The sequence below is a fragment of the Stutzerimonas sp. NM35 genome (assembly GCF_054604355.1).
In genome coordinates this window covers 3,759,964-3,783,630 of record NZ_CM137728.1, presented here as the reverse complement: position 1 = coordinate 3,783,630, position 23,667 = coordinate 3,759,964, and the positions used below count along the sequence as shown (strand labels likewise).

20 protein-coding genes are annotated in these 23,667 nt (G+C 64.9%); 3 read left to right on the top strand and 17 right to left on the bottom strand.

Annotated features, from left to right (window positions below; translation table 11 throughout):
- Positions 1 to 320 precede the first annotated feature (320 nt).
- The 6 genes from ssuD to ACYCFC_RS17455 form a co-directional block, all read right to left on the bottom strand.
- Positions 321 to 1,460 (bottom strand): FMNH2-dependent alkanesulfonate monooxygenase, encoded by a 1,140-nt coding sequence (gene ssuD, locus ACYCFC_RS17480; RefSeq protein ID WP_459652384.1) that lies wholly within the window; start codon positions 1,458 to 1,460, stop codon positions 321 to 323.
- Between the two features lie 117 nt (positions 1,461 to 1,577).
- On the bottom strand, positions 1,578 to 2,411 hold the full coding sequence (tauC, locus tag ACYCFC_RS17475; protein ID WP_459652383.1) for a taurine ABC transporter permease TauC: 834 nt from the start codon (positions 2,409 to 2,411) through the stop codon (positions 1,578 to 1,580).
- Positions 2,408 to 3,190, bottom strand: coding sequence for a taurine ABC transporter ATP-binding subunit (gene tauB, locus ACYCFC_RS17470; RefSeq protein ID WP_459652382.1), 783 nt, complete (start codon positions 3,188 to 3,190; stop codon positions 2,408 to 2,410). Before tauB ends, tauC begins: the two co-directional genes overlap by 4 nt.
- Before the next feature lie 69 nt (positions 3,191 to 3,259).
- Positions 3,260 to 4,240, bottom strand: coding sequence for a taurine ABC transporter substrate-binding protein (tauA, locus tag ACYCFC_RS17465; protein WP_459652381.1), 981 nt, complete (start codon positions 4,238 to 4,240; stop codon positions 3,260 to 3,262).
- A gap of 163 nt (positions 4,241 to 4,403) precedes the next feature.
- Positions 4,404 to 5,573, bottom strand: coding sequence for a YeeE/YedE thiosulfate transporter family protein (locus ACYCFC_RS17460; RefSeq protein WP_459652380.1), 1,170 nt, complete (start codon positions 5,571 to 5,573; stop codon positions 4,404 to 4,406).
- A gap of 157 nt (positions 5,574 to 5,730) precedes the next feature.
- The gene (locus ACYCFC_RS17455; RefSeq protein ID WP_459652379.1) at positions 5,731 to 6,657 is read right to left on the bottom strand and encodes a sulfurtransferase; all 927 of its coding nucleotides are present in this window, start codon (positions 6,655 to 6,657) and stop codon (positions 5,731 to 5,733) included.
- 504 nt (positions 6,658 to 7,161) lie between these two features.
- On the opposite strand from ACYCFC_RS17455, the gene ACYCFC_RS17450 reads away from it, so the two are divergent.
- Entirely contained in the window at positions 7,162 to 8,481 is a 1,320-nt protein-coding gene (locus ACYCFC_RS17450) for an OprD family porin (RefSeq protein WP_459652378.1), read from the top strand.
- A 59-nt stretch (positions 8,482 to 8,540) separates the two neighbouring features.
- On the opposite strand, the gene ACYCFC_RS17445 is transcribed toward ACYCFC_RS17450, so the two are convergent.
- The 10 genes from ACYCFC_RS17445 to ACYCFC_RS17400 form a co-directional block, all read right to left on the bottom strand.
- Positions 8,541 to 9,872: an IS4 family transposase gene (locus ACYCFC_RS17445; RefSeq protein WP_459652377.1), complete on the bottom strand. Its 1,332-nt coding sequence runs from the start codon at positions 9,870 to 9,872 to the stop codon at positions 8,541 to 8,543.
- 223 nt (positions 9,873 to 10,095) lie between these two features.
- Positions 10,096 to 11,136, bottom strand: a complete 1,041-nt coding sequence (locus tag ACYCFC_RS17440; RefSeq protein ID WP_459652376.1) for an NADP(H)-dependent aldo-keto reductase — start codon at positions 11,134 to 11,136, stop codon at positions 10,096 to 10,098.
- A 59-nt stretch (positions 11,137 to 11,195) separates the two neighbouring features.
- On the bottom strand, positions 11,196 to 12,347 hold the full coding sequence (locus ACYCFC_RS17435) for an acyl-CoA dehydrogenase family protein (RefSeq protein ID WP_459652375.1): 1,152 nt from the start codon (positions 12,345 to 12,347) through the stop codon (positions 11,196 to 11,198).
- Positions 12,348 to 12,399: 52 nt separating this feature from the next.
- Positions 12,400 to 13,305, bottom strand: a complete 906-nt coding sequence (locus tag ACYCFC_RS17430) for a substrate-binding periplasmic protein (protein ID WP_459652374.1) — start codon at positions 13,303 to 13,305, stop codon at positions 12,400 to 12,402.
- Complete coding sequence (locus ACYCFC_RS17425; protein ID WP_459652373.1) at positions 13,298 to 14,077, bottom strand: ABC transporter permease; 780 nt, start codon at positions 14,075 to 14,077, stop codon at positions 13,298 to 13,300. Before ACYCFC_RS17425 ends, ACYCFC_RS17430 begins: the two co-directional genes overlap by 8 nt.
- 8 nt (positions 14,078 to 14,085) lie before the next feature.
- Positions 14,086 to 14,949, bottom strand: coding sequence for an ABC transporter ATP-binding protein (locus tag ACYCFC_RS17420; RefSeq protein ID WP_459652372.1), 864 nt, complete (start codon positions 14,947 to 14,949; stop codon positions 14,086 to 14,088).
- A gap of 10 nt (positions 14,950 to 14,959) precedes the next feature.
- Positions 14,960 to 15,997: an ABC transporter substrate-binding protein gene (locus ACYCFC_RS17415; protein WP_459652371.1), complete on the bottom strand. Its 1,038-nt coding sequence runs from the start codon at positions 15,995 to 15,997 to the stop codon at positions 14,960 to 14,962.
- Positions 15,998 to 16,263: 266 nt separating this feature from the next.
- Positions 16,264 to 16,884 carry a glutathione S-transferase C-terminal domain-containing protein gene (locus ACYCFC_RS17410; protein WP_459652370.1) on the bottom strand — a complete coding sequence of 207 codons (621 nt, stop codon included), beginning with the start codon at positions 16,882 to 16,884 and terminating at the stop codon, positions 16,264 to 16,266.
- Positions 16,885 to 17,041: 157 nt separating this feature from the next.
- A complete protein-coding gene (locus ACYCFC_RS17405; RefSeq protein WP_459652369.1) occupies positions 17,042 to 17,956 on the bottom strand; it encodes a TauD/TfdA dioxygenase family protein in 915 nt (304 codons plus the stop codon).
- A gap of 59 nt (positions 17,957 to 18,015) precedes the next feature.
- Positions 18,016 to 19,374, bottom strand: a complete 1,359-nt coding sequence (locus ACYCFC_RS17400) for an LLM class flavin-dependent oxidoreductase (RefSeq protein WP_459652368.1) — start codon at positions 19,372 to 19,374, stop codon at positions 18,016 to 18,018.
- A gap of 326 nt (positions 19,375 to 19,700) precedes the next feature.
- On the opposite strand from ACYCFC_RS17400, the gene ACYCFC_RS17395 reads away from it, so the two are divergent.
- The gene (locus ACYCFC_RS17395; protein ID WP_459652367.1) at positions 19,701 to 20,822 is read left to right on the top strand and encodes a sigma-54 interaction domain-containing protein; all 1,122 of its coding nucleotides are present in this window, start codon (positions 19,701 to 19,703) and stop codon (positions 20,820 to 20,822) included.
- Positions 20,823 to 20,870: 48 nt separating this feature from the next.
- On the opposite strand, the gene ACYCFC_RS17390 is transcribed toward ACYCFC_RS17395, so the two are convergent.
- Positions 20,871 to 22,232: an LLM class flavin-dependent oxidoreductase gene (locus tag ACYCFC_RS17390; RefSeq protein ID WP_459652366.1), complete on the bottom strand. Its 1,362-nt coding sequence runs from the start codon at positions 22,230 to 22,232 to the stop codon at positions 20,871 to 20,873.
- A gap of 352 nt (positions 22,233 to 22,584) precedes the next feature.
- On the opposite strand from ACYCFC_RS17390, the gene ACYCFC_RS17385 reads away from it, so the two are divergent.
- Positions 22,585 to 23,649 carry an ABC transporter substrate-binding protein gene (locus tag ACYCFC_RS17385; protein WP_459652365.1) on the top strand — a complete coding sequence of 355 codons (1,065 nt, stop codon included), beginning with the start codon at positions 22,585 to 22,587 and terminating at the stop codon, positions 23,647 to 23,649.
- Positions 23,650 to 23,667 lie beyond the last annotated feature (18 nt).

The window sequence follows — 23,667 nt, the reverse complement described above, 5'->3', positions numbered from 1 at the left end:
ATGATGGAACCGCGTCGATGTCCGAACCGGGTTTCGCGGGCATGGACTCGGCGTCCCTGCCCTTCCCACAAAAGCAGGATTACTCAACCAACACGTAACGGGGACATAGCCTACAAAATGGCTGCACTCGGCAATACTGCGTTGAAATCGACCTCACAGCCGAAGGCTGAACGCGCTTTAGCGCGGCCCCGAAGGGGTAAGCGAAGCGAATCAAATGCTCATTTACTGCATGTAAACTGCGCTTTTCGGTCGATTTCGCCTTGTCTTGCCTTCGTTCGCCTATTTTGTAAACACCCTCTCAGGAAAGGCCGGTCAACGGCTCATGCGGCGTTTTCCTCCGGCTTGACCTTGGCACGTACGTCGAAGGCACCACCGGTGAGGCTGTCACTGACCGTCACGGCCTGCTTGCCCGGCAGCAGCGGGAACACCAGTTCGGCGAAGCGATAGGCTTCCTCAAGGTGCGGATAGCCGGAGAGCACGAAGCTGTCCACGCCCAAGTCGACGTACTCCTGCAGGCGCGCCGCCACGGTCTGCGGGTCGCCGACCAGTGCGGTGCCTGCGCCGCCGCGTACCAGGCCGACGCCGGCCCAGAGGTTGGGGCTGACTTCCAGCTTGTCGCGCCGTCCGCCATGCAACGCGGCCATGCGCCGCTGGCCTTCGGAATCCATGGTGGCGTAGTTGGCCTGGGCCTTGGCGATGGTCTCGTCGTCCAGGTACTGGATCAGTTCCCCGGCGGCGGCCCAGGCCTTCTCGTTGGTTTCACGGACGATCACGTGCAGGCGCACCCCGAAGCGCACCGTACGACCGTGCTTTTTCGCCCGCTCGCGCACATCGGCGATCTTCTCGGCCACCGCCGCCGGCGGCTCGCCCCAGGTCAGGTAGGCATCCACGTGCTTGGCGGCCAGCTCATGCGCCGCAGCGGACGAGCCGCCGAAGTACAGCGGCGGGTAGGGCTTCTGCACGGGAGGGAAGAAGTTCTGCGCCTTCTTCACATTGATGTGCTTGCCGTCGAAGTCGACAGTCTCGCCTTGCAGCACACGGCGCCAGACGCTGAGGAATTCATCAGCCGCCTCATAGCGCTCGTCATGCTTGAGGTAAACGCCCTCGGCGGCCAGTTCGGCGGCATCGCCACCGGGCACCACGTTCAGCAGCAGACGACCGCCGAGCGCTTCGTCCAGGCTGGCGGCCTGGCGCGCGATGATGGTGGGGCTGCTGACCGAGGTGCGCAATGCCACCAGCAACTTGATCCGGCGGGTTACCGGCACCAGGCTGGCGGCCGTCACCCAGGGGTCCAGGCAGCTGCTGCCGGTGGGGATCAGCAAGCCATCGTAGCCGAGGTTCTCCGCCGCCACGGCGATCTGCCGCATGTACTGGTTGGTGGCCGGGCGACCGAATTCGGATTTGCCGAGGTAGCGGGTATCACCCGAAGTGGGCAGGAACCAGAAAATATCGAGACTCATGGGAATGTACTCGTCGCAGTGGTTTGGGTAGATCCGCCTCCGCAGGGGCAGGCATATCGATTGATGCAACGCAGGGCATGTACGGCTGGTTATTAGGAGTTGCTCGGGCTTCGTCGATCAGTGCGCCTGGCCATGCCAGGGCACCAGCTTGCGTTGCAGTGCGCGCAGGCCCAGCTCGAGGGAAAAGGCGATCAGGGCGATGACCAGAATGCCCAGGACCACCACGTCGGTGACCAGGAATTGCGCGGCGGACTGCACCATGAAGCCGAGGCCGCTGGTGGCGGCGATCAGTTCGGCGGCGACCAGCGTCGACCAGCCGACACCGAGCCCGATGCGCACGCCAGTAAGGATCTCCGGCAGCGCGCCGGGCAGGATCACGTGGCGCACCAGTTGCGCCGACGTGGCGCCGAGGGACTGCGCGGCGCGCAACTTGGCCGGGTCGACATTGCGTACGCCGGTGGCTGTGGCAATGGCGATCGGGGCGAAGATCGCCAGGTAGATCAGCAGCACCTTGGACAGCTCGCCGATACCGCACCAGATGACGATCAGCGGCAGGTACGCCAGTGGCGGAATCGGTCGGTAGAACTCGATCAACGGGTCGAAGATGCCGCGCGCGATGCGGTTGCGACCGATGGCGATGCCCAGCGGAATGGCGGTGAGCACGGCGCACAGCAAGGCCAGCCCGATACGCTCTAGGCTGGCGGCCAGGTGCTGCCAGAGCGTGGCGTCCATATAGCCGATCGTGAGCAGTTGCCAACCGCGTCTGGCGACCGCTTGCGGACTGGGCAGGAACAGGGGTTCGATCAGGCCGCTGGCGGTCGCGGCGAACCAGGCAAGCAATACGCTGAGCACGCTGAGGCTGCTGATGACGAACAGGCTCGGCTCGCGTTTGCGGCGAGGCTTTGCCGAGGCGATGACGTGCTCTGGCAGGGGGAGTTCGAGACTGCTCATGCGCGTCTCCTCTGGCGCTCAGCGAATACCTGAGTCAGTACGTGTTCGCGAGTGGCGATAAAGCGCGGGTCGGACTTGATCGACCGGGCGCTTTCCCCCGCTGCGTAGCGCTGGCCGAAGTCCAGCGGCAGGCGCTCGGCGATCCGCCCCGGATCGGGCGCGAGCAGCAGCAGGTCGGTGGCGAGAAACACCGCTTCCTCGATGTCGTGGGTAATCAGGAACACCGGTTTCGCCGTGCGCTGCCAGACCTGCAGCAGCAGCTCCTGCATCTGTTCGCGGGTGAAGGCGTCGAGGGCGCCAAAGGGTTCGTCCATCAGCAGCACCCGTGGATCGGCGGCCAGCGCCCGGGCCAGGCCGACACGCTGTTTCTGCCCGCCGGAGAGCGCCCATGTCTGACGCTGCTCGAAGCCGGCCAGGTCGACCAGCGCCAGCAGCTCGCGGGCCCTGGCTTCGCGCTGCGCGCATGGCATGCCGGCCAGTTCGAGGCCGAAGGCGACGTTGTGCAGAACGTTCTGCCAGGGCAGCAGGGCATCGTCCTGAAATACCACGCCGCGCTCGGCACCGGGGCCTTGCACGGGGCGTCCATCGAGGGTGATGTGGCCGGCGCTCGGTTGCACGAAGCCGGCGATCAGATTGAGCAAGGTGGTCTTGCCGCTACCGGAAGGACCGAGGGCCACCAACAACTGCTGCGGACCAAGGCTGAAGGAAATGTCGCTCAGTACCGGCTCGGTCGCGCCGGGATACCGTGCGCCGATGCGCTCCAGTTGAAGTAGGGCCATGTCGTTCTCGATAGCGTTCGTGGAGGGTTGGCGGCGCGGGTCGTGCATCGCTAACCCCCCTGCGTTTCATCAGTGGGTGATGAACTGGTTGCTGACATAAGGCGTGTAGTCGGGCAGGACCGCCTCGACCTTGCCTTGCTCCTTGAGGAAGGCCGCGGTGTCGGTGACGGCCTGAATCGTGGGCGCGCCCAGCGCGGTGAGCTGGTCGGCGGCCAGCGGGAAGACGTTGCCCTGCAGCAACAGCGGGATATCGTCGGCCTTGGCGCCGGACAGCTTCACCACTTTGGCGATGTTGTCCTGGTCGGCCAGCCAGGCTTGCGGGTCCTTGCGGTAATCGGCATAGGCGTCGAGCGTGACCTTGGCGAAGGCGCGAACCACGTCCGGATGATTCTCGGCGAAGTCCTTGCGCACGATCCAGGCGTCGAAGGTCGGTGCGCCGAGCGTGCTCAGCTCACCGGAGGTGATCAAGACCTTGCCGTTTTCCTTGGCCACACCGAGCGCCGGGTCCCAGACGTAGGTGGCGTCGATATCGCCGCGCTTCCACGCGGAAATGATCGTCGGCGGCGTCAGGTTCAGAATCTGCACCCTGGCCGGATCGATGTTCCAATGCTTGAGCGCGGCCAGCAGGCTGTAGTGGCCGGTGGAGACGAAGGGCACGGCGACTTTCTTGCCGATCAGGTCTTCGGGTTTGCTGATGCCGCTGCCATCGCGGGCGACCAGGGCTTCGGCGGCGCCAATCTGTGCCGCGATGAGGAACGTCTGGATCGGCAGTTCGCGGGTAGCGGCGGCGGTCAACGGGCTGGAGCCGACATAGCCGATCTGTACGTCACCGGATGCCACCGCAGTGATCACCTCGGCGCCACCATCGAATTTGCGCCATTTGATCTCGGATTGGCTGGCTTTTTCATAGAGGCCGTCGGCCTGCGCCACCTTGGCCGGGTCGACGGTCGTCTGGTAGGCAACGGTGAAAGCGGCGGCTTGCGCATTCAAGGCCAGACCGCCGAAGGACAGAGCCACCAGCAGGCTACGGAAAAACGGGAACTTGGGCATTGCGGGTATTCCTCGGCAGTCGGTCGACCGCTGCGAGGAGAGGCCGGATCACGGGACAGGTTTGAAAAAAACGGGTCCGGTGGTCCGGTTCGACTGATCTTATTTGTTCTAAAAATCAAACAACAAATAACTTTTGGCTATTAATTTATAAGCAGTCGGCAGGTCATCCCAGGCGCAGCAATGCACGCAGTTTCAGCCCGAGCAGCGTACCAATCAGGCAGAACACGCCGAACACCCAGCCGGAAGCGGCGCCGGCCATCACCCCGGACAGCAGCGTGCCGACGGTGCAACCCAGCGCCAGCATGCTGCCCCAGCCGAGCAGCACGCCGCCCAGCAGGTTGCGCAGCCATTCGCGCGGCGCCGGCAGGCGCGGCTGGAAGTCGCCCGCCGCCAGGGCGCTGGCCCAGGCGGCGAAGATCAGGCCGAGGATGAACAGGCCGTTGTTGGACAGCAGGCTGTCCTTGATCACCGTGGCGCAGCCGGCGAAACCGTCCAGGCCCTCCAGCCGTTCCGGCAGCCAGCCGAGCCCATCGGCGCCGGTACGCGCCAGGCTGCCCAACTCCGCCGTGACACCCAGCGGACCGACGCGCAGGTAGGCGAGGGTCGCCAGAGTGCCGATCAGCAGCCCGCCAACCCAGGTCGGCCAGCGCGTGCCGAACAACAACGACCACAGGCCATCGGAACGCGGCGCGCCGGTCGCTGGCTGGCGATAGCGCAACAGCCAGGCAGCAAGGGCGCCGAGCAGCGCCAGCTGCAGCAGCAGCGAACCGCCATAGCCCAGCTTGCCCGGCAGCCAGAGCACTGGCGCCTGCTGGATGCTGGCCAGGTACAGCGGGTTCCAGCTGAGGAAACCGAGGGCGAAACCGAGCAGCGCGCCGGCGAGCGCCGCCAGCGAGGCGAACGCGCCCTCACCGAGGCGATAGAGATGAGCGCTGATACAGGAACCGGAAATCGCCATGCCAATGCCGAACACGGTGGCGGCCAGGGCCAGCACCCAGCTCAGCGGACCGACATGGGCATCCGGTGGCAGGCGACCGCTGGACGGATCGGGCAGGAAGGCGCCGAACAGCGCGTGATAACCGAGGGTGCCCACGGCGAGCGCAGCGAGCAGGCCGAGCAGGCCGTCGGGGACGCGGCGCTCGATGAAGTCGCGGGTGACGCAGAAGAAACAGAAACGCGAGCGCTGCAGCAGCAGGCCGAACAGCGCACCGCTGGCCAGGGAGAAACTGAAGGCGCGGCCCTGGTTGCTGCCGTCCGAGAGTTGCCAGGCGGCCAGCAACAGGGCGGCGCCGATCAGGGCGGCGCCCGTGCGGGAAATCGAGAAGGCGGTCATCGGTTGTCCTTGAGCCGACCGGGGAGGTTCCTTGGGGAATTCGTATAGGGGTGATGGCCGGAATGACCCGTGGGAGCGAGCTTGCTCGCGAATCGGCGCGTCATCCGGGCCTCCGCGTTCGCGAGCAAGCTCGCTCCTACAAGTGGACGGAGCAGCCTTATTTCCCGCCCCAGACCGTGCCGGCCAGATTGGTCACCGGCACGCCCACGGCGTTGCCGTATTCGGTCCAGGAGCCATCGTAGTTGCGCACGTCGTAGCCAAGGATCTTCTTCAGCGCGAACCAGGTGTGGCTGGAGCGCTCGCCGATACGGCAGTAGGTGATGACCGGCTTGCTGCCGTCGATGCCTACCGCGCCGTAGACTTTCTTCAGCTCCTCGGCGGACTTGAAGGTGCCGTCAGCGGCTACCGCCTGCCCCCAGGGCACGTTTACCGCACCGGGAATGTGGCCGGCGCGGATGGCCAGTTCCTGTACGCCTTGCGGGGCGAAGATCTTGCCGCTGTATTCATCGCCCGAGCGGATATCCACCAGTTGCACGTCGCTGCGCTTCTCGGCTGCGGCCAGCACATCGGGGAGGAAGGCGCGCAGGTCCTGGTTGGCGGCCTTGACGGTGACGTTGCCCGCGACCGGGGTGCTGGCGCGGTTGTCCAGGGCACGACCCTCGGCTTCCCATTTGGCGCGCCCGCCGTCGAGCAGCTTGACGTTGTCGACGCCATACACGTCGAACACCCAGGCGCCCCAGGCGGCGAACCAGTTGTTGTTGTCGCCGTAGAGGATGGTGGTGCTGTCGTCGGAGATGCCGCTCTTGCGCAGCAGCTCCTGGAAGGCTTGCTGGGTGGCGATGTCACGGCGCACCGGATCGACCAGGTCGCTGTGCCAGGCGAAATTCACCGCGCCGGGAATGTGCCCGCGTTCGTACACACCAGGCACTACGCTGACCTCGACGATGCGAACCTTGGGATCGTTGAGATTCTTCTCCAGCCAGTCGGTGCTGACCAGGTATTCGCTGGCGGCCTGTGCCGAAGCCGCCTGGAGCAGAGTGGCGGCGGCCAGCAGGCCGGCGCCAAGCAGGGTCTTGACGTTCATGTCGTTATTCCTTTGCGTATTTTCCAATGGGCTGCTCGGCAGCTCGTACGGTTTCAGTGGGTGTTGGATGGTTCAGCCGAAGCGGCCCACGGGTGGAAAACATGGCAAGCCTCGGCGTTGACGCATCGGCTACCGTTCGCAGGGCCGGATCACGTACCACTTCACAGGTAAGGAACAGGTAGTCCGGTGATCCGGTAAGGCGAAGCTATACGATCTAAAAAAAGTAAATCCAATAACTTTTAGGAATTTGCTTAGACGGGCCCGAACAATCTCACTTATTCTTTTTAGATATTAATAAGTGAAAAATAATTCTTTTTAGTGATTACCTATTCTTACGTAGATTTGCCACCGAGCCGACAGCGGACCACCGCATCGGGCCCATTATTCCGGGGCTCTGATTGTAAGGATCGCTGAAACGTCGCATCGCACGTCGTTCCGCTAGAGCCCCATTGCAAGTGCCAATAAATAACCACACCGCACATACCTGCATTTGGAGCATCAAGCATGAACAAATCCACCCTGGCCCTGGCTGTCACCCTCGGCATTCTCGCCCAACAGGCCGGCGCCGCCGGTTTCATCGAAGACAGCAAGGCTAGCCTTGACCTGCGCAACTTCTACTTCAACAACGACAACCGCGAGAGCCAAAACGCCAGCGGACAAGTCAATGAATGGGGCCAGGGCTTCGTGCTCAACTTCACCTCCGGCTTCACCGAGGGCACGGTTGGATTCGGCGTGGATGCCCTGGGTTTGCTCGGCGTGCGCCTGGACGGTGGCGGACGTGCCGGCAAGGCTGGCATCGAGCGCACACCAGGCCAGCTGTTCCCGCTGGAAAGCGACGGCAGCGCGGTGGATAACTACAGCACTCTGGGCCTGACCGGCAAGGCACGCCTCTCCAAGACCGAATTGCGCTACGGCACCCTCCTGCCCAAACTGCCGATTCTGGTGCACAACGACGGTCGCCTGCTGCCGCAGACCTTCGAGGGTGGGCAGATCACCTCCAAAGAGATCAGCAACGTAACCCTGACCGGTGGCCTGATCGAGCGCGCGGTAGGCCGGGCATCCACCAATGGCACCGGCCTGGCCGTGGCCGGCGGCACCCAGGAGAGCAACAAGTTCTGGTTCGCCGGTGGCGACTGGCAAGCCACCCCCGAGCTGACCGCGCAGTACTACTACGCCAACCTCGAAGACTATTACAAGCAGCACTTCGCCGGCCTGCTGCATGTACTGGCGCTGGGCGACAAGCAGTCGCTGAAGACCGATCTGCGCTACTTCCGCACCGACTCCGAGGGCGCCAACGCCAAGGGCACCACCGGCTACACGACCAGCGGCTATACCCGTAACAACAGTGGCGAAATCGACAACAACACCTGGAGTGCGGCCTTCACCTACAGCCTGGGTGGCCATGCGTTCACCCTCGGCCACCAGCGCGTCTCGGAGAACAGCAACTTCGTCCAGCTCAACCAGGGCAACCTGGCGAACGAGGGCGCGGGTGGCGCCAGCGTGTACCTGCTGACCGACCGGCAGCTCTTCAGCTTCACCCGTGCCGGCGAGCGCACCACCTTCGGCGAGTACGGTTATAACTTCGCCGCGCTGGGCGTACCCGGTCTCAGGGCGTCGACGGCCTACCTCAAGGGCACCAACATCAAGACCGCTGGCCGCGACCAGAAGGAATGGGAACGCGATTTCCGTCTGGACTACACCCTGCAGAGCGGACCGCTCAAGGGCGTGAGCTTCTCCTGGCGTAACGCTTCGCTGCGCACCGAAGCAGCCAACGACACCGACCAGAACCGCCTGATCGTCAGCTACAGCCTGCCGCTGCTGTAACCCCAGCGGTACCCCTCTCCTCGTGTGACAACTTTACCGGGCCCATGGCCTAATGCCAGTCAGTTAAGCTGACTGGCATTTTTATTTCTGGTCGGATACTTGGACGGCTTGGGTTTGACCGCTCGCGGATAACTGCGATCCTCACGACGATGAGGTAGGACGTAGTGCATGGCTGAGGCCTGTAGTTCAGCCAGGTAGCGAGGGATGTTGCCTGGATGATTCAAAGAGACCCCGTTCAAGAAGCCCAGAATCGCCCAGGTGCAAGCGGTGAAACTCATTTCGCAGGGGTAGATGCCAGGGCAGTGGCGACTCATTTCCAGCATTTGATAACGCAGCAGGTTGTACCCCAGTAGTACGCCCCACAGTTCTTGTTCAATCATCTCCGGCGTTTTACTACGCAGTGTGTAGTGACCCGCGAGCATGCCTTGCTTCATTTCTCGATAGCCCAGTTCGATTTCCCAACGCTGGCTGTACAGATCCACGATTTCGTCTGGAGGGAAGCGCAGAGGATCGATCATTGAGGTCAGTACCTGCCGCACTTTGCCCTTGATGGTCTTGCTTAATAACCGAGCCTGTAGCGTGTCTGGCAGGTCGGGCCATTGTTTACGCGCCTGCGGCGAGGTCTTTAGTGAGACGATGGCATCGTGGCGCCCTAACTTACGCAGCACCTCGTATTGAGCATCCTTTCGCAGCGGCAGTAACCAATGGCGCTGAGTGCCTGTCTGTTGCCAGCGATGAAGTAACCCCAGTGAATAGAAGCCACGGTCGAACAAGGTCAGCGAGTGATCGGGTGTGCTGTCGATCAGTTGTTCGGCCAGTTTCATCTCGTTGCTGTGGTAGCCGGCAAAAGCACTATTCACCAGCATGTGGCTGGTCAGCTCCATCTGGCAGACCATGCGAACTTGGGGATAGCCGGTATCGCCATGCTGATTACTGGCGCTGCCATAGTGCTTGCGGTTGTCGGCCGTATCCGGTGTGCGCCAGACCACGCCATCGACACTGAGCAGGCGCAAACCGGCCCAAGTGGGGTGATTGGCGCTGGCATGCCAGCGTTGTTGAGTCAGGGAAAAGACCTCTCGCACCGCAGCGCTGCCCAAACGCTGGCGACCTTGCACGATTGCACTGGGTGCTACCAATGGCTTCTGCCCAGGCAGCATGATGCCCATACGGCTCGCGGCATCCCAGGCCGACATCCGGCGAAACAACGCCATGGCGATCACGCACCAGATCATGGCTTCAAGAGGGAGACGTCGCTTACGCAGGGTCGCCACTCCCGCCGTTTCCAGTGCGGTGCTAACTAGGTCTGGATCAAGCAGCGCCCCTAGTTCGTCAAGGGAGTAAGTAGCAGATGCCACTTCGTGAGTCAGTGCCAAAGCGCGGGAAAGTCGCATAAAAAATCCGATGCTCAAAACAAGCATCGGATTTTCGTTTCAGCGCGCAGAAGGTCAAGCTGTAGCGCTTAACTGACTGGCATTAGCCCATGGCCCGGTTTTTTTGCGTGTGCCAGGGATACGGGTAACGGAGCAAGGCTTCGAGCATGCAGCGGGCGTTTGGTGGACAAGCTTCGCGTTGTCCACCCTACGCACTCATTAGCCCCGCACCCGCCTGGATCATTCAGGGCGCCGGATTGGGCTGCTCGGTATGGATGCGCTCGATGCCGGCCAGCAGCTCGTCGCTGAGCTTGAGTTCGAGGCTGGCGAGGTTGCTGTCCAGCTGTTCGAGGCTGGTGGCGCCGATGATATTGCTGGTGACGAAGGGCTGCCGGGTGACGTAGGCCAGCGCCAGTTGCGCCGGATCGACACCATGCTCGCGAGCCAGGGCGATATAGGCGCTGGCGGCGCGACGAGCCTGCGGCGCGTTGTAGCGCTGGAAGCGCTCGAACAGGGTCAGTCGCCCCTGCGGTGGCTGGGCGCCATTTTCGTACTTGCCGGACAACAGGCCGAACGCCAGCGGTGAATAGGCGAGCAGGCCGACCTGCTCGCGGATCGCCATCTCTGCCAGACCCACCTCGAAACTGCGGTTGAGCAGGTTGTAGGGGTTCTGGATCGACACCACGCGCGGCCAGCCACGGGTCTCGGCCAGGTGCAGGAAGCGATGCACGCCCCAGGGCGTTTCGTTGGACAGGCCGATATGGCGGATCTTGCCGCTCTTCACCAGGCCGTCGAGTGCCTCCAGCGTCTCCTCGATCGGAGTGATATGCGCATCCGGGTCGTGCCGGTAGCCCAGCTGGCCGAAGAAGTTGGTCTGCCGGTCCGGCCAGTGCAACTGGTAGAGGTCGATGTAGTCGGTCTGCAGGCGCTGGAGGCTACCCTCCACGGCGGCGGTCAAGTTGGCGCGGTCGAGATACGGCTTGCCGTCGCGGATATGGGTGATGCCATTGCCCGGCGCCGCCGCCTTGGTCGCCAGCACCCAGTCGCTGCGTCCGCCGTGGCGCTTGAAGTAGTTGCCGATGATGATTTCGGTGGCGCCGCTGGTTTCGGCTTTCGGCGGCACCGGGTACATCTCGGCGGTGTCGATGAAGTTGATCCCGGCGGCCTGGGCGCGGCGGATCTGCTCGAAGCCCTCGACTTCGCTGTTCTGTTCACCCCAGGTCATGCTGCCGAGCGCCAGCGCGCTGACCTGGATGTCGGTTTTGCCAAGTGGACGGTAAATCATGGAAGCTCCTGCGAAAGAGTGGGTGTCGTGTGGGGCGCAATGATGAATACCTGCGCCGCTTACGAATAGTTCAGCGGATCGGGCGCCTCGCCCTTCAGGGCCCAGCGGCCAAGGGTGTTGAGCTTATAGTCGATGGGATCGTGCAGGGTGTGGGTGCGCACGTTGCGCCAGAAGCGGTCGAAGCCCAGCGCCGCCTTGGTGCCACGCGCGCCGACCACCTCGAACAGCTCCTGGCTGGCGAACAGCCCGGCACGGTGGGCGAGCACCTTGGCTTCGGCCACCGCCACGGCCACCTCGGCGCGCTCGCCGGCGCTCAGCGCCGGGCCGCGTGCGTAGGCCTGCGCGACCTGCTCCGCCGCACGGTCGGCCAGCGCACGGGCGGCAGCGATCTGCACGTGCATCTCGCCGAAGCGGTTCTGGGTGAACAGGTCGTCGGTGGCGTGCTGCGCCGCGGAGGTCAGCCACGGGCGGGCCTGAGTATGCGCGTAGTCGCGTGCCTCGGCAAAAGCACCCTCGGCGATGCCCAGGTACAGGTTGACCAGCACCAGCTGGGCGAAGCAGTTGCGCAGGGTGTGGAATGCTGTCGGGCTCACCTCCGGGGCGCGCAGCACGTCGCGCTCGGCCAGCGGCACGTTGGCGAAGCTGACCGAGTTGCTGTCGGTCTGGCGCTGGCCGATGGGGTCCCAGTCGTCGAGGATACGCACACCCGGATGCTCGGTGGACACCACCGCCAGCAGCGGCTGGGCCGCATCGCCCAGGACCGCCGAGAGGGTCATCAACTGCGCGCCGACGATCCCCGAGCAGAACGACTTGCTGCCATCGAGCAGTAGCCCATCGGCGGTCTGCCTGGCAACCAGACGGCGGTCCAGCGGGTTCATGCCGTTGCCCCACCACAGCTGGCGCTCGATGGTCTGGCGCAGCAGGCGCTCCTGCTGTTCCTGGTTGCCGTAGATCAGCACGGTGGCAACCTGCAGGTGGTGGAAGGCGAATACGTGGGCCAGCGAACTGTCGACCGCGGCGATGCGGCGTATCAGTGCATAGATTTCCGGCCAGGGCCGCTCCGCGCCGCCGTAGGCGCGCGGAATCGACAGGTCGAGCAGGCCGGCTTCGCGCAGCAGCGCCTTCTCTTCGGCGGCATGGCCGCCACGGGCGTCGCGCTCGACCGCGGTGGCCTTGATGCGCGCGAGCAGGTTATCCAGGGGTAGATTCATTGCAGGGGGACTCTATCGGTCGTGGTTCGGGATATTCGTGAAATGCATCGGGTCAGTGGCACATCAGGCCTTGTTCGAGCTTGAGCACATCGACGCTCAGCTCGCCGATCCAGTGCGCCAGGGCGCTATCCTGGGCGCCGCCGCGCTGCCAGTCGGCCAGCGCGGCGGCCAGCCAGGCGCGGGTTTGTGGTTCGTCGACCGGCAGGCGCACGTGGCCGGCGTCCTCGGGGCGCAGGGCGATGGGCAGGCGCCGGTAGAAGCGCCAGTCGGGTTGCTGCAGCAGCCAGGCGATCAGGCTCTCTTCCTCTGCCAGTGCCGTGCATTCGCCGGCCATGAAGGCCGCGATGGCGTGTACCGACGAGGGATAGCGGCGGGCCACGGCGCCCTGCCCGGCAATGATCGAGTGGTAGGGACTGCCTTCGGCCAGACACACCGTGTTCCCGCGCAGCGGTGCCTCATCCACCAGGGCCATCCCGCGCAGGACCAGCAGCGCGCCCTCGCTGTGGCGCGCCGAGACCGGCAGGGCGACATCGGTCGCCGGAGCTGGCTGCAAGGCGTTGCCGGCGATCAGCAGATCGATCCGCCCCTTGATCAGCGCCGCCTCGTGCCGCTCCGAGGACAGACCGACCAGCTCGACCGGCAGCTGCAGGTAGTCGCCCAGCGCCTGCGCGAGCGCTGCGTCGCGCGGGTCCGGCTCAGCCACGGGCGGCGCGCCGGGTAAGGCCGGGCGCACGTACTCGCGCACGCCGACCAGCAGTTTGCCACGCGCCAGCGCCGGCTCCAGCAGCGGCCCCGGGGGCAGCTCGCCCGGATGCGGCGACCACCAGGCCTGTTGCCCGTTGCCGACGAGGATGGCGGTCACGATCAGCAGGGCCGCCACGAGCACCAGCGCCAACCGTACGGGTCGATCGGCAGCGCGCAGCGCGCCCAGGTAGGCCGGCGCCAGCACGTCAGGCATTGTGGCTCAGTCCCTTGCGCCAGCGGGTCAGGCGCCGCTCGATCAAGGCCAGGACCAGGTTGAGCAGCATCCCCATCAGCGCCAGCAGGAGGATGCCGGCATACATGCTCGGCACCTGGAACACTTCCTGGGAGTTGATGGTCAGGAAGCCCAGACCGGAGTGCGCGCCGATCATTTCCGCGGCCACCAGGGCGGTGACACAGTAGGCGCCGGCCAGACGGATACCGGTGAAGATCGACGGCGCAGCCGCCGGCAACACCACCTTGGCGAACAGGAAGCCACGCGAGGCGCCCATCGAACGGGCCGAGTCGATCAGCAGCTTGTCGACCTGCTTCACCCCGCTGATGGTACTCAGCAGGATTGGCCAGAACGACGCCCAGAAGATGATCGCCACCTTGGACAGCTCACCGATGCCGAAGAACAGGATGAACACCGGAAACAGCGCCAGCGCCGACGTCTGGCGGAAGAACTGCAGCAGCGGATCGACGAAGGTCTCGAAGCGGGCGAACCAGCCCATCAGCAGGCCGAGGCTCACCCCGCTGGCGATCGCCAGCAGCAGGCCGGCCAGCGAACGGTACAGGCTGGCCTCGAGATGCCTGAGCAGCGCCCCATTCTGCGCCATTTCCCAGATGGCCTGCAGTACCGCCGACGGCGGGCTGAGGTAGCCCGGGTTGACCAGCCCCAGGCGTGGCAGCAGCTCCCAGACCAGCACGAAGACGATGATGCCCAGGCTGCGATCCAGCAGCCCGGAAAGATTCAGCGAAACACTCATGAGAACTCCTAACCCTTGATCTCGGCGGCTTGTGCGCTGGCTGGCCAGTCGGCGGCGCGTATCGAGGTTGGCGCCGGCACCGGCGCCGAAGCGAAGCGCACCTCGTCCTTGAGCACTTCCCAGGCGCGCTGGCGCAGGTGCACGAACGCCTCGGAGTTGCGCACCTCGGCCAGCCGTGGGCGTGCCAGCGGCACCTCGATGATTTCCTTGACCCTACCGGGGCGGTGGGTCATCACCGCGATGCGGTCGGAGAGGAAGATCGCCTCGTCGAGGCTATGGGTGATGAACACGATGGTCTTCTTGTGCTGGTCCCAGATACGCAGCAGCTCGCCCTGGAGGATCTCGCGGGTCTGCGCGTCGAGGGCGGCGAAGGGCTCGTCCATCAGCAGCACGTCCGGTTCGTAGACCAGCGAGCGGGCGATGGCCACCCGCTGCTTCATACCGCCGGAAATCTCATGAGGGTAGCGCGTGCCGTTGCCATGCAGCCCTACCAGTTCCAGGTACTCGCGGGCCCGCTCGCGGCGCTCGGCCTTGCCAACCCCGCGGATCTCCAGGCCCACCTCGATATTTTCCAGCACGGTGCGCCAGGGAAACAGCGCATAGCCCTGGAATACCACGCCCTGATTGGCGTTGATGCCTTCCAGCGGTCGACCGTCGATGTGGATGCTGCCGCCACTCTTGCCAGCCAGCCCGGCGAGAATACTGAGAAAGGTCGACTTGCCGCAGCCCGAGGGGCCGAGCACCGAGAGGAACTCGCCCTCGCGCACCTCCAGGTTGAAATCCTGCAGGGCGACCACCCGCTCGGCCTGGCCGCTCTCGTTCTTCGCGCTGAACTCCATGCGCAGGTTGTGCGCCACGATCTTGCTGCTCACGCTGCGCACCTCAGGCCGTCTGGCTGGCGAATGGGTTGAACTCGTTGGTATAGACGTCCTTCACCAGCACCTTGCCGCGCGGAATCTTGCCCTCGTTCTCGAGAATGTCGATGTAGTACTGGATTGGCGGCTCGGTAATCACCAGGTTCTCCACGTAGGCGTAGCGCTCCACCTTGCCGAGGTCCATGCCGATGCGCCGGGCGGTGATCTTGCGCGCCTCCTCGGGGTTGTCATTCACCCAGTTGCCTGCCCGGGCGACGGCCTGCACCACGTCGCGGGTCGCCTCGGGATGTGCGCGGATGAACTTGCCGTGCGCACTGTACGGCGCCATGCCACCCAGACCGCGGTCGAGGTCGTAGTCACTCCACAGACGCAGCAGCGCGGGATTCTGCTCGGCGCCGCCGGAGTGCGGCGGATGGATGATCGCCAGGTCGATATTGCCGGTCTCAACGGTCTGCTCGCCCTGGGTGTCCGGCACCACCAGCCAGTTGATCTTGTTCACGTCGACGCCGTGCTCACGCAGATAGGTCTTGGTGACGAACTCGGCGCAGGCGCCGAAGCTGTTGAAGCCGATGGTCTTGCCCTCGAGATCCTTGGGCGTGCGAATGCCCGAGTCCTTGCGCACGAAGTACTTCATGTGCGGGGCCTCTTCGAGGGTCTTGCCGCCAGCGGACACCACCTTGAGGTCCAGACCGCTGGCAATCGCGGAAATGACCAGCGGCACCATGCGCATGCCGAAGTCGATTTCGCCGGTACCGACCAATGGAATCAGCTGTGGCGCGGCAATCTTGCCGACATATTTGGGCCGCGCGCGGGTGCCTTCGAAATAGCCCAGCTCCTCGGCCAGATAGATCAGATCGAACGACGGGTTTTCCGGATATCTGAATTCGACCACCTTGTCACCGACACTCTTCAGCACGGCGGGTGCCGAGGAACTCCTGGCACTCTCCTTCTCCCAGCATCCCGGCAGGATAAGGCTGGCGGCACCGGCACCGCCGAACAGGGCGAGGGTTTTAAGGGCCGATCTGCGACTGGTATTTACGCTCATTTCTAGTTTTTCCTTGGCACGCTTGGCTTGAAGTCAGCCCGAATCGAATACCAAGCTGGATAGCAACAGACGTGCCACCCATTAGGTCGATGCAATCCATTGATTTAGAAGGGAAAAATCGGCAATCAGCTTTCCGCGAAGCGCCGCTGCGCAAATGCGGACAATCGCACGCACGAACTGTTGAATATCCAGCAACGCACTGATTCGGTTGCGCCGCTGGTTTCAGCGGCGCCAGGTACATCTCGGCGATATCGATGAAGTCGATATCAGCGCGGGCCTTCTGTCGCCAGCGCCTGTCGCGTCGCCGCCCGGGACTGGAACGCCTCACGGGCACGCGCCAGATTGTGCAGATCGGCGAAGCGTTCGCCCAGGCGCGGCAGCCAGCCGGCGAACACGCCCAGGTAGGCATCGGCGACCGTGTAACGTTCACCGACCAGCCAGCTGCGACCGGCCAGGTGCCGATCGATATGGGCCAGCGCCTGGTGCAACTGCTCGGCGGCCTGGGCACGGATGCCGAAATGGGCGGCTTCGTCGGCGGAGTAGCGCTCGGGGCGATTCAGCGGACGGAAGCCACCGACATGCACCTCGCTGGTCAGGTAGCCGATCCAGCTCTGGATCAGTGCCCGCTCACTGCTGCCGACGGGTGCGATCAGGCCACTGTCCGGTCTGAGGTCGGCCAGGTACGGCAGGATCGCGCTGTTTTCGGTGATCAGCGTACCGTCATCCAACTGCAACGCCGGCACCCGACCGAGCGGATTGATACGGTGGATCGGCGAGTTGGCGACGCGCAGGACGACCGGCTCGACCTGAATCGGCAGATCGAGTTCGTGCACCAGGCTATGGGCGGCCAGCGAGCAGGCGCCAGGGGAAACGTAGAGAACGGTCATGGGGAGTCTCATGCGAAGAACGGCCCGTCGTTGCCGGCGGGCCGTTGTGGACGAAGAAATACGGGCTGGGTTGCGCTCCTTCGCATCCCGCTCCGCAGAGTGGCTTCCTGCCTGCCGCGTCCATGCGGTCGTTCCATGAAAACGGGTCGTCGAGCGTTCAGCCAGCCTTCTGCAGCAGCGGCTTGTCGGCCTCGGTCAGCGGCGTGCGGGTGTCGGCGCTCGGCCTGATGGCGCGACTGCTCTCGCCCGTGACCGACACCGGAATCTCGCCATGCACGGTGCTGCGCCGCACGATGCGCCGGGCGCTGCCGTAGTCGTCGACGGCGATGTGCTGGGTGGCGCGGTTGTCCCACACCGCCAGGTCGCCCTTGCTCCAGCGCCAGCGCACGATGTTCTCCAGGCTGACGATGTGCGCCTGGAACAGATCGAGCAGCGCGCGCGAATCACGCGAGTTGAGGCCGACGATGCGGTCGGCGAAGTGGCCGAGCAGCAGTGCCTTCTCGCCCGTTTCCGGGTGCACGCGCACCAGCGGGTGCTCGCTCTCGTAGACGGTGGAGGTGAACTGCTCGCGGAAGCGCTTGTTGGCCACCGCCTCGATCTGCTTGGGCGCCGCGTAGTCGTAGTCGTTGGTGTGGCGTACCCACAGCGTGTCGGCCAGCTGCTTGAGCGGCTCGGGTAGGTGCTGGTAGGCGCTGACGGTGTTGGCGAACACGGTGTCGCCACCGAACTCGGGGATCACCTCGCCGCGCAGGAAGGTGATCTTCGGGTAGTCGACCACGAAGCTGATGTCGGTGTGCCAGGAGTTGGCCCGCGAGCGCTCGGAGTCCACTTCGAGGATGCCGGCGGTGTTGGCCTCCGAGGGCGTGGTTGGATGCACCACCAGGTCGCCGAAGCGGCTGGCGAAGGCTTCCTGCTCGGCGTCGGAGAGGTGCTGTTCGGGGAAGAACAGCGCCTTGTGCTCGAGCAGCGCCTGCTGCAACTCGGCGAACTGCGAATCGCTGAGGTCGGTGACGCGCACGCCGCTGACGGTGGCGCCAATGCGACCGGTAATGGGTTGGATGTTCAGGCTCATAACGGTTCTCCCTGGCGGTCTCTGCCGCCGATCTGGTTAGGTCAAGCGAAGGTTGGTATTCAGCTCGCGGCGCGCTGCTGCTCTTGCACAACGTACTGGTTGTCCGGTCGCGCCAGGCCGAAGTGCTCGCGCAGGGTGGTGCCGGCGTACTCGCTGCGGAACAGTCCGCGGCGGCGCAGCTCCGGCACCACCAGTTCGATGAAATCCTCAAGACCGCCCGGCAGCCACGGCGGCATGACGTTGAAGCCATCGGCGGCGCCGTTCTCGAACCACAGCTGGATCTGGTCGGCGATCTGCGTCGGCGTGCCCACCACCGTCCAGTGGCCACGGGCGCCGGCGATACGCAGATACAGCTCGCGGATGCTCAGGTTTTCCCGCTCGGCGACGTCGAGCAGCAGCGCCTGGCGGCTCTTGCCACCGTTGGTTTCCGGCAGGTCCTGCGGCACTGGGCCGTCGAGGTCGTAGCCGGACAGATCGGCGCCGATCATGCCCGACAGCAGCGACAGGCCGACCTGCGGATGGATCAGCTCCTGCAACTGCTGGTACTTGGCCTGGGCCTCCTCTTCCGTGCGCCCGACGATAGCGAGGATGCCGGGCAGGATCTTCAGTTCCTCGGGACGACGACCGTATTTCGCCAGGCGAGCCTTGACGTCGGCATAGAACGCCTGAGCGCTTTCCAGGCTCTGGTGGGCGGTGAAGATCGCCTCGGCGGTGCGCGCGGCGATCTCCTTGCCGGCCTCGGAGGAACCGGCCTGCACCAGCACCGGGTAGCCCTGCGGCGAGCGCGCCACGTTGAGCGGGCCCTTGACCTGGAAATGTTTGCCCTGATGATTCAGCGGGTGCAGCTTGGCCGGCGCGAAGAACTGGCCGCTGGCCTTGTCGTGGACGAAGGCATCGTCCTCCCAGCTGTCCCACAGGCCCTTGACCACGTCGAGGAATTCGCCGGCGCGCTCGTAGCGCAGGGCGTGCTCCAGGTGCTCGTCGCGGTTGAAGTTCTGCGCCTCGGCCAGGGTGTTGGACGTCACCTGGTTCCAGCCGGCGCGGCCCTTGGAGATCCAGTCCAGCGAAGCGAACTTGCGCGCCAGGTGGTAGGGCTCGTTGAAGCTGGTGCTCACCGTGCCGATCAGGCCGATGCGCTCGGTCACCGCAGCCAGCGCCGAGAGCAGGGTAAAGGGCTCCAGAAAGGAGGCCCGCGCGTTGCGCGCCGCCGCCTCAAGGCTGCCGCTGCCGAAGTTGACCGCTACGCCGTCGGCGACGAATACCGCATCGAACTTGGCGGCTTCGGCAAGCCTGGCCACCTTCAGGTATTCCTTGAAATCCACCTCGGCACCGGTCGGCACGTCGGGATGGCGCCAGGCGGCGATGTGATGACCGGTGGCCATCAGGAAGGCATTCAGACTCAGTTGACGCTGGCTCATGGAGGGTTCCCTGTCGATGAGAAGTTCGCATCGCCGCTCGCAGCGGCAGTGACAGGGTGATTGCAGCAAGCGTGCCAATCCCCAAAAGCGCGCTATTTCAATGATTTTGCCGACCGATCGGTAACAACTGTTGGATTTTGCGCAGCGGATGCAATCATCTGCCGATTTTCCACCAGCCGCCCGGACTCAGGTCCCGACACATTGCATAAAACCAACCTATAAAACCAAAAAGAATAATCAAATCAAATTTGATTATTTTTAAATATAAGAATGACCCGCTAGAGTCCTGCCGCATAGAGAACCCGTATTCATCAAGCGAGGCCGCCATGAACGCCCCCATCCTGACCCTGGCTCCCCACGAAAACAGCCGCGAGGAAGTCCGGGCCAAGGCGCTGTTGTTCGCCGACGCCCGCTCCCAGCAACTGCTGGCCCAGGCCGAGCTGGTCGCCGCCAGTCCGGTGCCGGTGCTGATCCACGGCGAAACCGGCACCGGCAAGGAACTGCTGGCCCGTCACCTGCACAAGCGCAGCGGGCGCAAGGGGCCGTTCGTCGCGGTAAACGGCGCAGCGATCAACGAGAGCCTGGCCGAGAGCGAATTCTTCGGCCACGAGGCCGGCGCCTTCACTGGCGCCAGTGGCCGCCGCGAAGGCTGGTTCGAGGCGGCCCAGGGCGGCACCCTGTTCCTCGACGAAATCGGCGACCTGCCGCTGGCGCTGCAGGTCAAGCTGCTGCGCGTGCTGCAGGAGCGCGAGGTGGTGCGGGTCGGCGGGCGCAAGCCGATCCCCATCGACGTGCGCATCATCACCGCCACCCACGTCGACCTGCAGTCGGCGATCAGCGGCGGGCGCTTTCGCGAGGATCTGTATTACCGGCTGAACATCGTCACCCTGCGCATCCCGCCGCTGCGCGACCGCCCTGGCGATATCCTGCCGCTGGCCGAGCACTTCCTCGGTCAGTTCGCCCGCGAGCACGATCGCCCATTGTCCACACTGGCGGCGGACGCGGTGCAGCGTCTGCTGGCCCACAGCTGGCCGGGCAACATCCGCGAGCTGGAGAATGCTCTGCTGTCCGCCGCCCTGCTGGCCGGTGGTCCGCTGATCGAGGGACGCCACCTGCAGTTCAGCCGCCAGGTGGTGGCCGCGGTCCCGCCGACGGCCTCCGCCACGGCCTCCGCCACGGCCTCCGCCACGGCGGGCGCCGGGACAGCGCCCGAGCAGCTGTGGCAGGGCATCCAGCAGCAGCTACAGGCCCTGCTCGATCACGACAGCCCAGCCCTGTGGTCGCGCTGGGAGCAGCTGCTGTTGCAGACCACCCTCAGCCGCCACCATTTCAACCAGGTGCACAGCGCCGACCGCCTGGGCATCAGCCGCCACGCCCTGCGCACCCTGATGAAACGCTACGACCTGCTGCCGCCGCCAGCCGGCGCGCGCTACGGCAACATCGGTTGACGGTCCGCCTGCGGCTCCCGTGCGAAGGGGGAGCCGCAGGCATGACCTTCAGCCGGCGACGCGCTGCCGCTGTTGCGCGACGTACTGGTTGTGCGGTCGCGCCAGGCCGAAGTGCTCGCGCAGGGTGCTGCCGCTGTAGTCCTCGCGGAACAGTCCGCGCCGGCGCAGTTCCGGCAGCACCAGCTCGATGAACTCGTCGAGCCCGCCCGGCAGCCAGGGCGCCAGCACGTTGAAGCCGTCGGCGGCGCCGTTCTCGAACCACTGCTGGATCTGGTCGGCGATCTGCACCGGCGTGCCGACCACCGTCCAGTGACCGCGCGCGCCGGCGATGCGCAGGTACAGCTCACGGATGCTCAGGTTCTCGCGGTGGGCCAGCTCCTGTACCAGCGCCTGGCGGCTCTTGTTCTGGTTGGTGTCGGCCAGCGCGGGCAGCGGGCCGTCGAGGTCGTAGCCGGACAGGTCGGCGCCGATCAGGCCACTGAGCAGGTTGACGCCGACCCGCGGGTCGATCTGCTCCTGCAGTGCCCGGTACTTGGCCTGGGCTTCTTCCTCGGTGTGGCCGACGACCGGGAAGATGCCCGGCAGAATCTTCAGCGAATCCGCACTGCGGCCATACTTGGCCAGGCGTCCCTTGACGTCGGTATAGAAGGCCTGGGCGCTCTCCAGCGTCTGGTGCGCGGTGAAGATCGCCTCGGCGCTGCGCGCGGCGATTTCCTTGCCCGGCTCGGAGGAGCCGGCCTGCACCAGCACCGGGTAGCCCTGGGGCGGTCGTGCCACGTTCAGCGGGCCGCGAACCTGGTAATGGCAGCCCTTGTGGTTGAGCGGATGCAGCTTGGCCGGATCGAAGAACTGGCCGCTGGCCTTGTCGCGGATGAAGGCGTCGTCCTCCCAGCTGTCCCACAGCCCCTGCACCACGTCGAGGAACTCCTCGGCCCGCTGGTAACGCTCGGCATGTGCCGGCAATTCGTTCTGGTTGAAGTTCAGCGCCTCGGCGGGCGCCGAGGAAGTCACCAGGTTCCAGCCGGCGCGCCCGCCCGAGATCCAGTCCAGCGAGGCGAAGCGCCGCGCCAGGTTGTAGGGCTCGTTGTAGGTGGTGCTGGCGGTTGCGATCAGGCCGATGCGCTCGGTCACCGCGGCCAGCGCCGAGAGCAGGGTGAAGGGCTCCAGCCGGGTGCCTCGCGCCGTCAGCGCCAGCTCTTCCAGGCTGCTGCCGCCATTGCCCGAAGCCGCCGCCACCGAGTCGGAGACGAATACCGCATCGAACTTGGCGGCTTCGGCGGCCTGGGTGATGCGGACGTATTCGCTCAGGTCGTGATTGGCCTGTGCCGACACGTCCGGGCGGCGCCAGGCGGCGATGTGGTGGCCGGTGGGCAGGATGAAGGCATTCAGGGAAAGCTGGCGCTGGGTCATGACGAATCTCCTTGGGGATAGGGGGTGGCGACCTGCCTGGCCGGTCGCCCTCTGCCGGCGTTACAGCAGGCAGCGTGCCAAGGTGCCGTAGGACCAGTGGCCATGCGCCCGGAGGCGACATGAACGGGGAAGGCGGTGCGCCCGGCACTGTTGCCTTTTGCGCAGAACGTGCCAGTCGCTGCGGGATTTTCGGCAGCCGCGCCGATGCGCGATAAGCCGGTTGTCGCGTCCGTTCGTGGATTGCCGGCTTATTCCTTGAGTTTCTAAAAGCGGCACAGTGATTGCTATTTCTCATCTATCGACCGGATAACCGGTCTTGCCTTGTGCTTATCGATAGAAGAGGAATATCCCAATGAAGAAAACCATCCTGGCCTCCGCGCTGCTGGCCCTGCTCGGCAGCTCCCTGCTACAGGCCGCCGAGCCGTCGCCCACCGTGATCCACTTCGGTGTCGCCCAGGTCGGCAAGGGCGGGGTGCCGTTCTCCAACGGCGGCGTGGCCGGCCTGGCCGATCAGCGCAAGGCCATCCAGGCCGAACTGGAGGGGCAGGGTATCGAGGTGCAATGGCACTACTTCAAGGGCGCCGGCCCGGCGGTCAACGAGGCGCTGGCCAACAAACAGCTGGATTTCGCCACCCAGGGCGACCTGCCGGCGGTGGTGGGCAAGGCCGGTGGCCTGGACACCCGGCTGATCACCGCCGACAGCCTGCTCAGCTCCACCTACCTGGTGGTGCCGAGCGATTCGCCGGCCAAGAGCCTGGAAGACCTCAAGGGCAAGAAGGTGGCGCTGTTCAAGGGCACCAACCTGCACCTGGCGATCCTCCGCGCGCTGGCTCATGAAGGATTGAGCGAACGCGACTTCCGCTCGCTCAACATGGACTTCGCCACCATGGCCGCCGCGCTGGCCTCCAAAGACATCGACGGAGCCTGGTTCCATCAGACCGCCTTCGACCTGGAAGCCTCGGGCATCGGCCGGATCGTCTACGACACCCGTGCCGTGGATGCCAGCCTGACTCGCCAGTCCCACGTGCTGGTGCGCGGCGACTTCGAGCACAAGCACCCGGAGATCGTGCAGAAAGTGGTCGATGCGCTGGTCAAGACCGCCGCCTGGACCTCGACCGACGCCAATCGCGACGAGGTCTACACACTGTGGGCCAACTCCGGCACCGCCGAGCAGTCGCTGCGCGCCGAGCAGGAAGGCCAGTCGTTCCAGCGCCGCTACTCGCCACGCCTCGATGAATTCTTTATCGAGCGCTACCGCACCACCGTCAGAGAATCGAAGGAGCTGGGCCTGATCCGCAGCGACATCGACGTGGCCCGGTGGGTCGAGCCCAAGTACGTCAATGACGCCATCGAGCGCCTCGGCCTGCAACAACTGTGGCCGCAATACGACGCCGACAACCAGCCGGTTTCGCGCTGATCGCTCCGCGCAGGCCGC

Bases quoted from the DNA above. Each gene is read 5' to 3' on its own strand.
- ssuD (WP_459652384.1), bottom strand. From the start codon at position 1,460: ATGAGTCTCGATATTTTCTGGTTCCTGCCCACTTCGGGTGATACCCGC.
- tauC (WP_459652383.1), bottom strand. From the start codon at position 2,411: ATGAGCAGTCTCGAACTCCCCCTGCCAGAGCACGTCATCGCCTCGGCA.
- tauB (WP_459652382.1), bottom strand. From the start codon at position 3,190: ATGGCCCTACTTCAACTGGAGCGCATCGGCGCACGGTATCCCGGCGCG.
- tauA (WP_459652381.1), bottom strand. From the start codon at position 4,240: ATGCCCAAGTTCCCGTTTTTCCGTAGCCTGCTGGTGGCTCTGTCCTTC.
- ACYCFC_RS17460 (WP_459652380.1), bottom strand. From the start codon at position 5,573: ATGACCGCCTTCTCGATTTCCCGCACGGGCGCCGCCCTGATCGGCGCC.
- ACYCFC_RS17455 (WP_459652379.1), bottom strand. From the start codon at position 6,657: ATGAACGTCAAGACCCTGCTTGGCGCCGGCCTGCTGGCCGCCGCCACT.
- ACYCFC_RS17450 (WP_459652378.1), top strand. From the start codon at position 7,162: ATGAACAAATCCACCCTGGCCCTGGCTGTCACCCTCGGCATTCTCGCC.
- ACYCFC_RS17445 (WP_459652377.1), bottom strand. From the start codon at position 9,872: ATGCGACTTTCCCGCGCTTTGGCACTGACTCACGAAGTGGCATCTGCT.
- ACYCFC_RS17440 (WP_459652376.1), bottom strand. From the start codon at position 11,136: ATGATTTACCGTCCACTTGGCAAAACCGACATCCAGGTCAGCGCGCTG.
- ACYCFC_RS17435 (WP_459652375.1), bottom strand. From the start codon at position 12,347: ATGAATCTACCCCTGGATAACCTGCTCGCGCGCATCAAGGCCACCGCG.
- ACYCFC_RS17430 (WP_459652374.1), bottom strand. From the start codon at position 13,305: ATGCCTGACGTGCTGGCGCCGGCCTACCTGGGCGCGCTGCGCGCTGCC.
- ACYCFC_RS17425 (WP_459652373.1), bottom strand. From the start codon at position 14,077: ATGAGTGTTTCGCTGAATCTTTCCGGGCTGCTGGATCGCAGCCTGGGC.
- ACYCFC_RS17415 (WP_459652371.1), bottom strand. From the start codon at position 15,997: ATGAGCGTAAATACCAGTCGCAGATCGGCCCTTAAAACCCTCGCCCTG.
- ACYCFC_RS17410 (WP_459652370.1), bottom strand. From the start codon at position 16,884: ATGACCGTTCTCTACGTTTCCCCTGGCGCCTGCTCGCTGGCCGCCCAT.
- ACYCFC_RS17405 (WP_459652369.1), bottom strand. From the start codon at position 17,956: ATGAGCCTGAACATCCAACCCATTACCGGTCGCATTGGCGCCACCGTC.
- ACYCFC_RS17400 (WP_459652368.1), bottom strand. From the start codon at position 19,374: ATGAGCCAGCGTCAACTGAGTCTGAATGCCTTCCTGATGGCCACCGGT.
- ACYCFC_RS17395 (WP_459652367.1), top strand. From the start codon at position 19,701: ATGAACGCCCCCATCCTGACCCTGGCTCCCCACGAAAACAGCCGCGAG.
- ACYCFC_RS17390 (WP_459652366.1), bottom strand. From the start codon at position 22,232: ATGACCCAGCGCCAGCTTTCCCTGAATGCCTTCATCCTGCCCACCGGC.
- ACYCFC_RS17385 (WP_459652365.1), top strand. From the start codon at position 22,585: ATGAAGAAAACCATCCTGGCCTCCGCGCTGCTGGCCCTGCTCGGCAGC.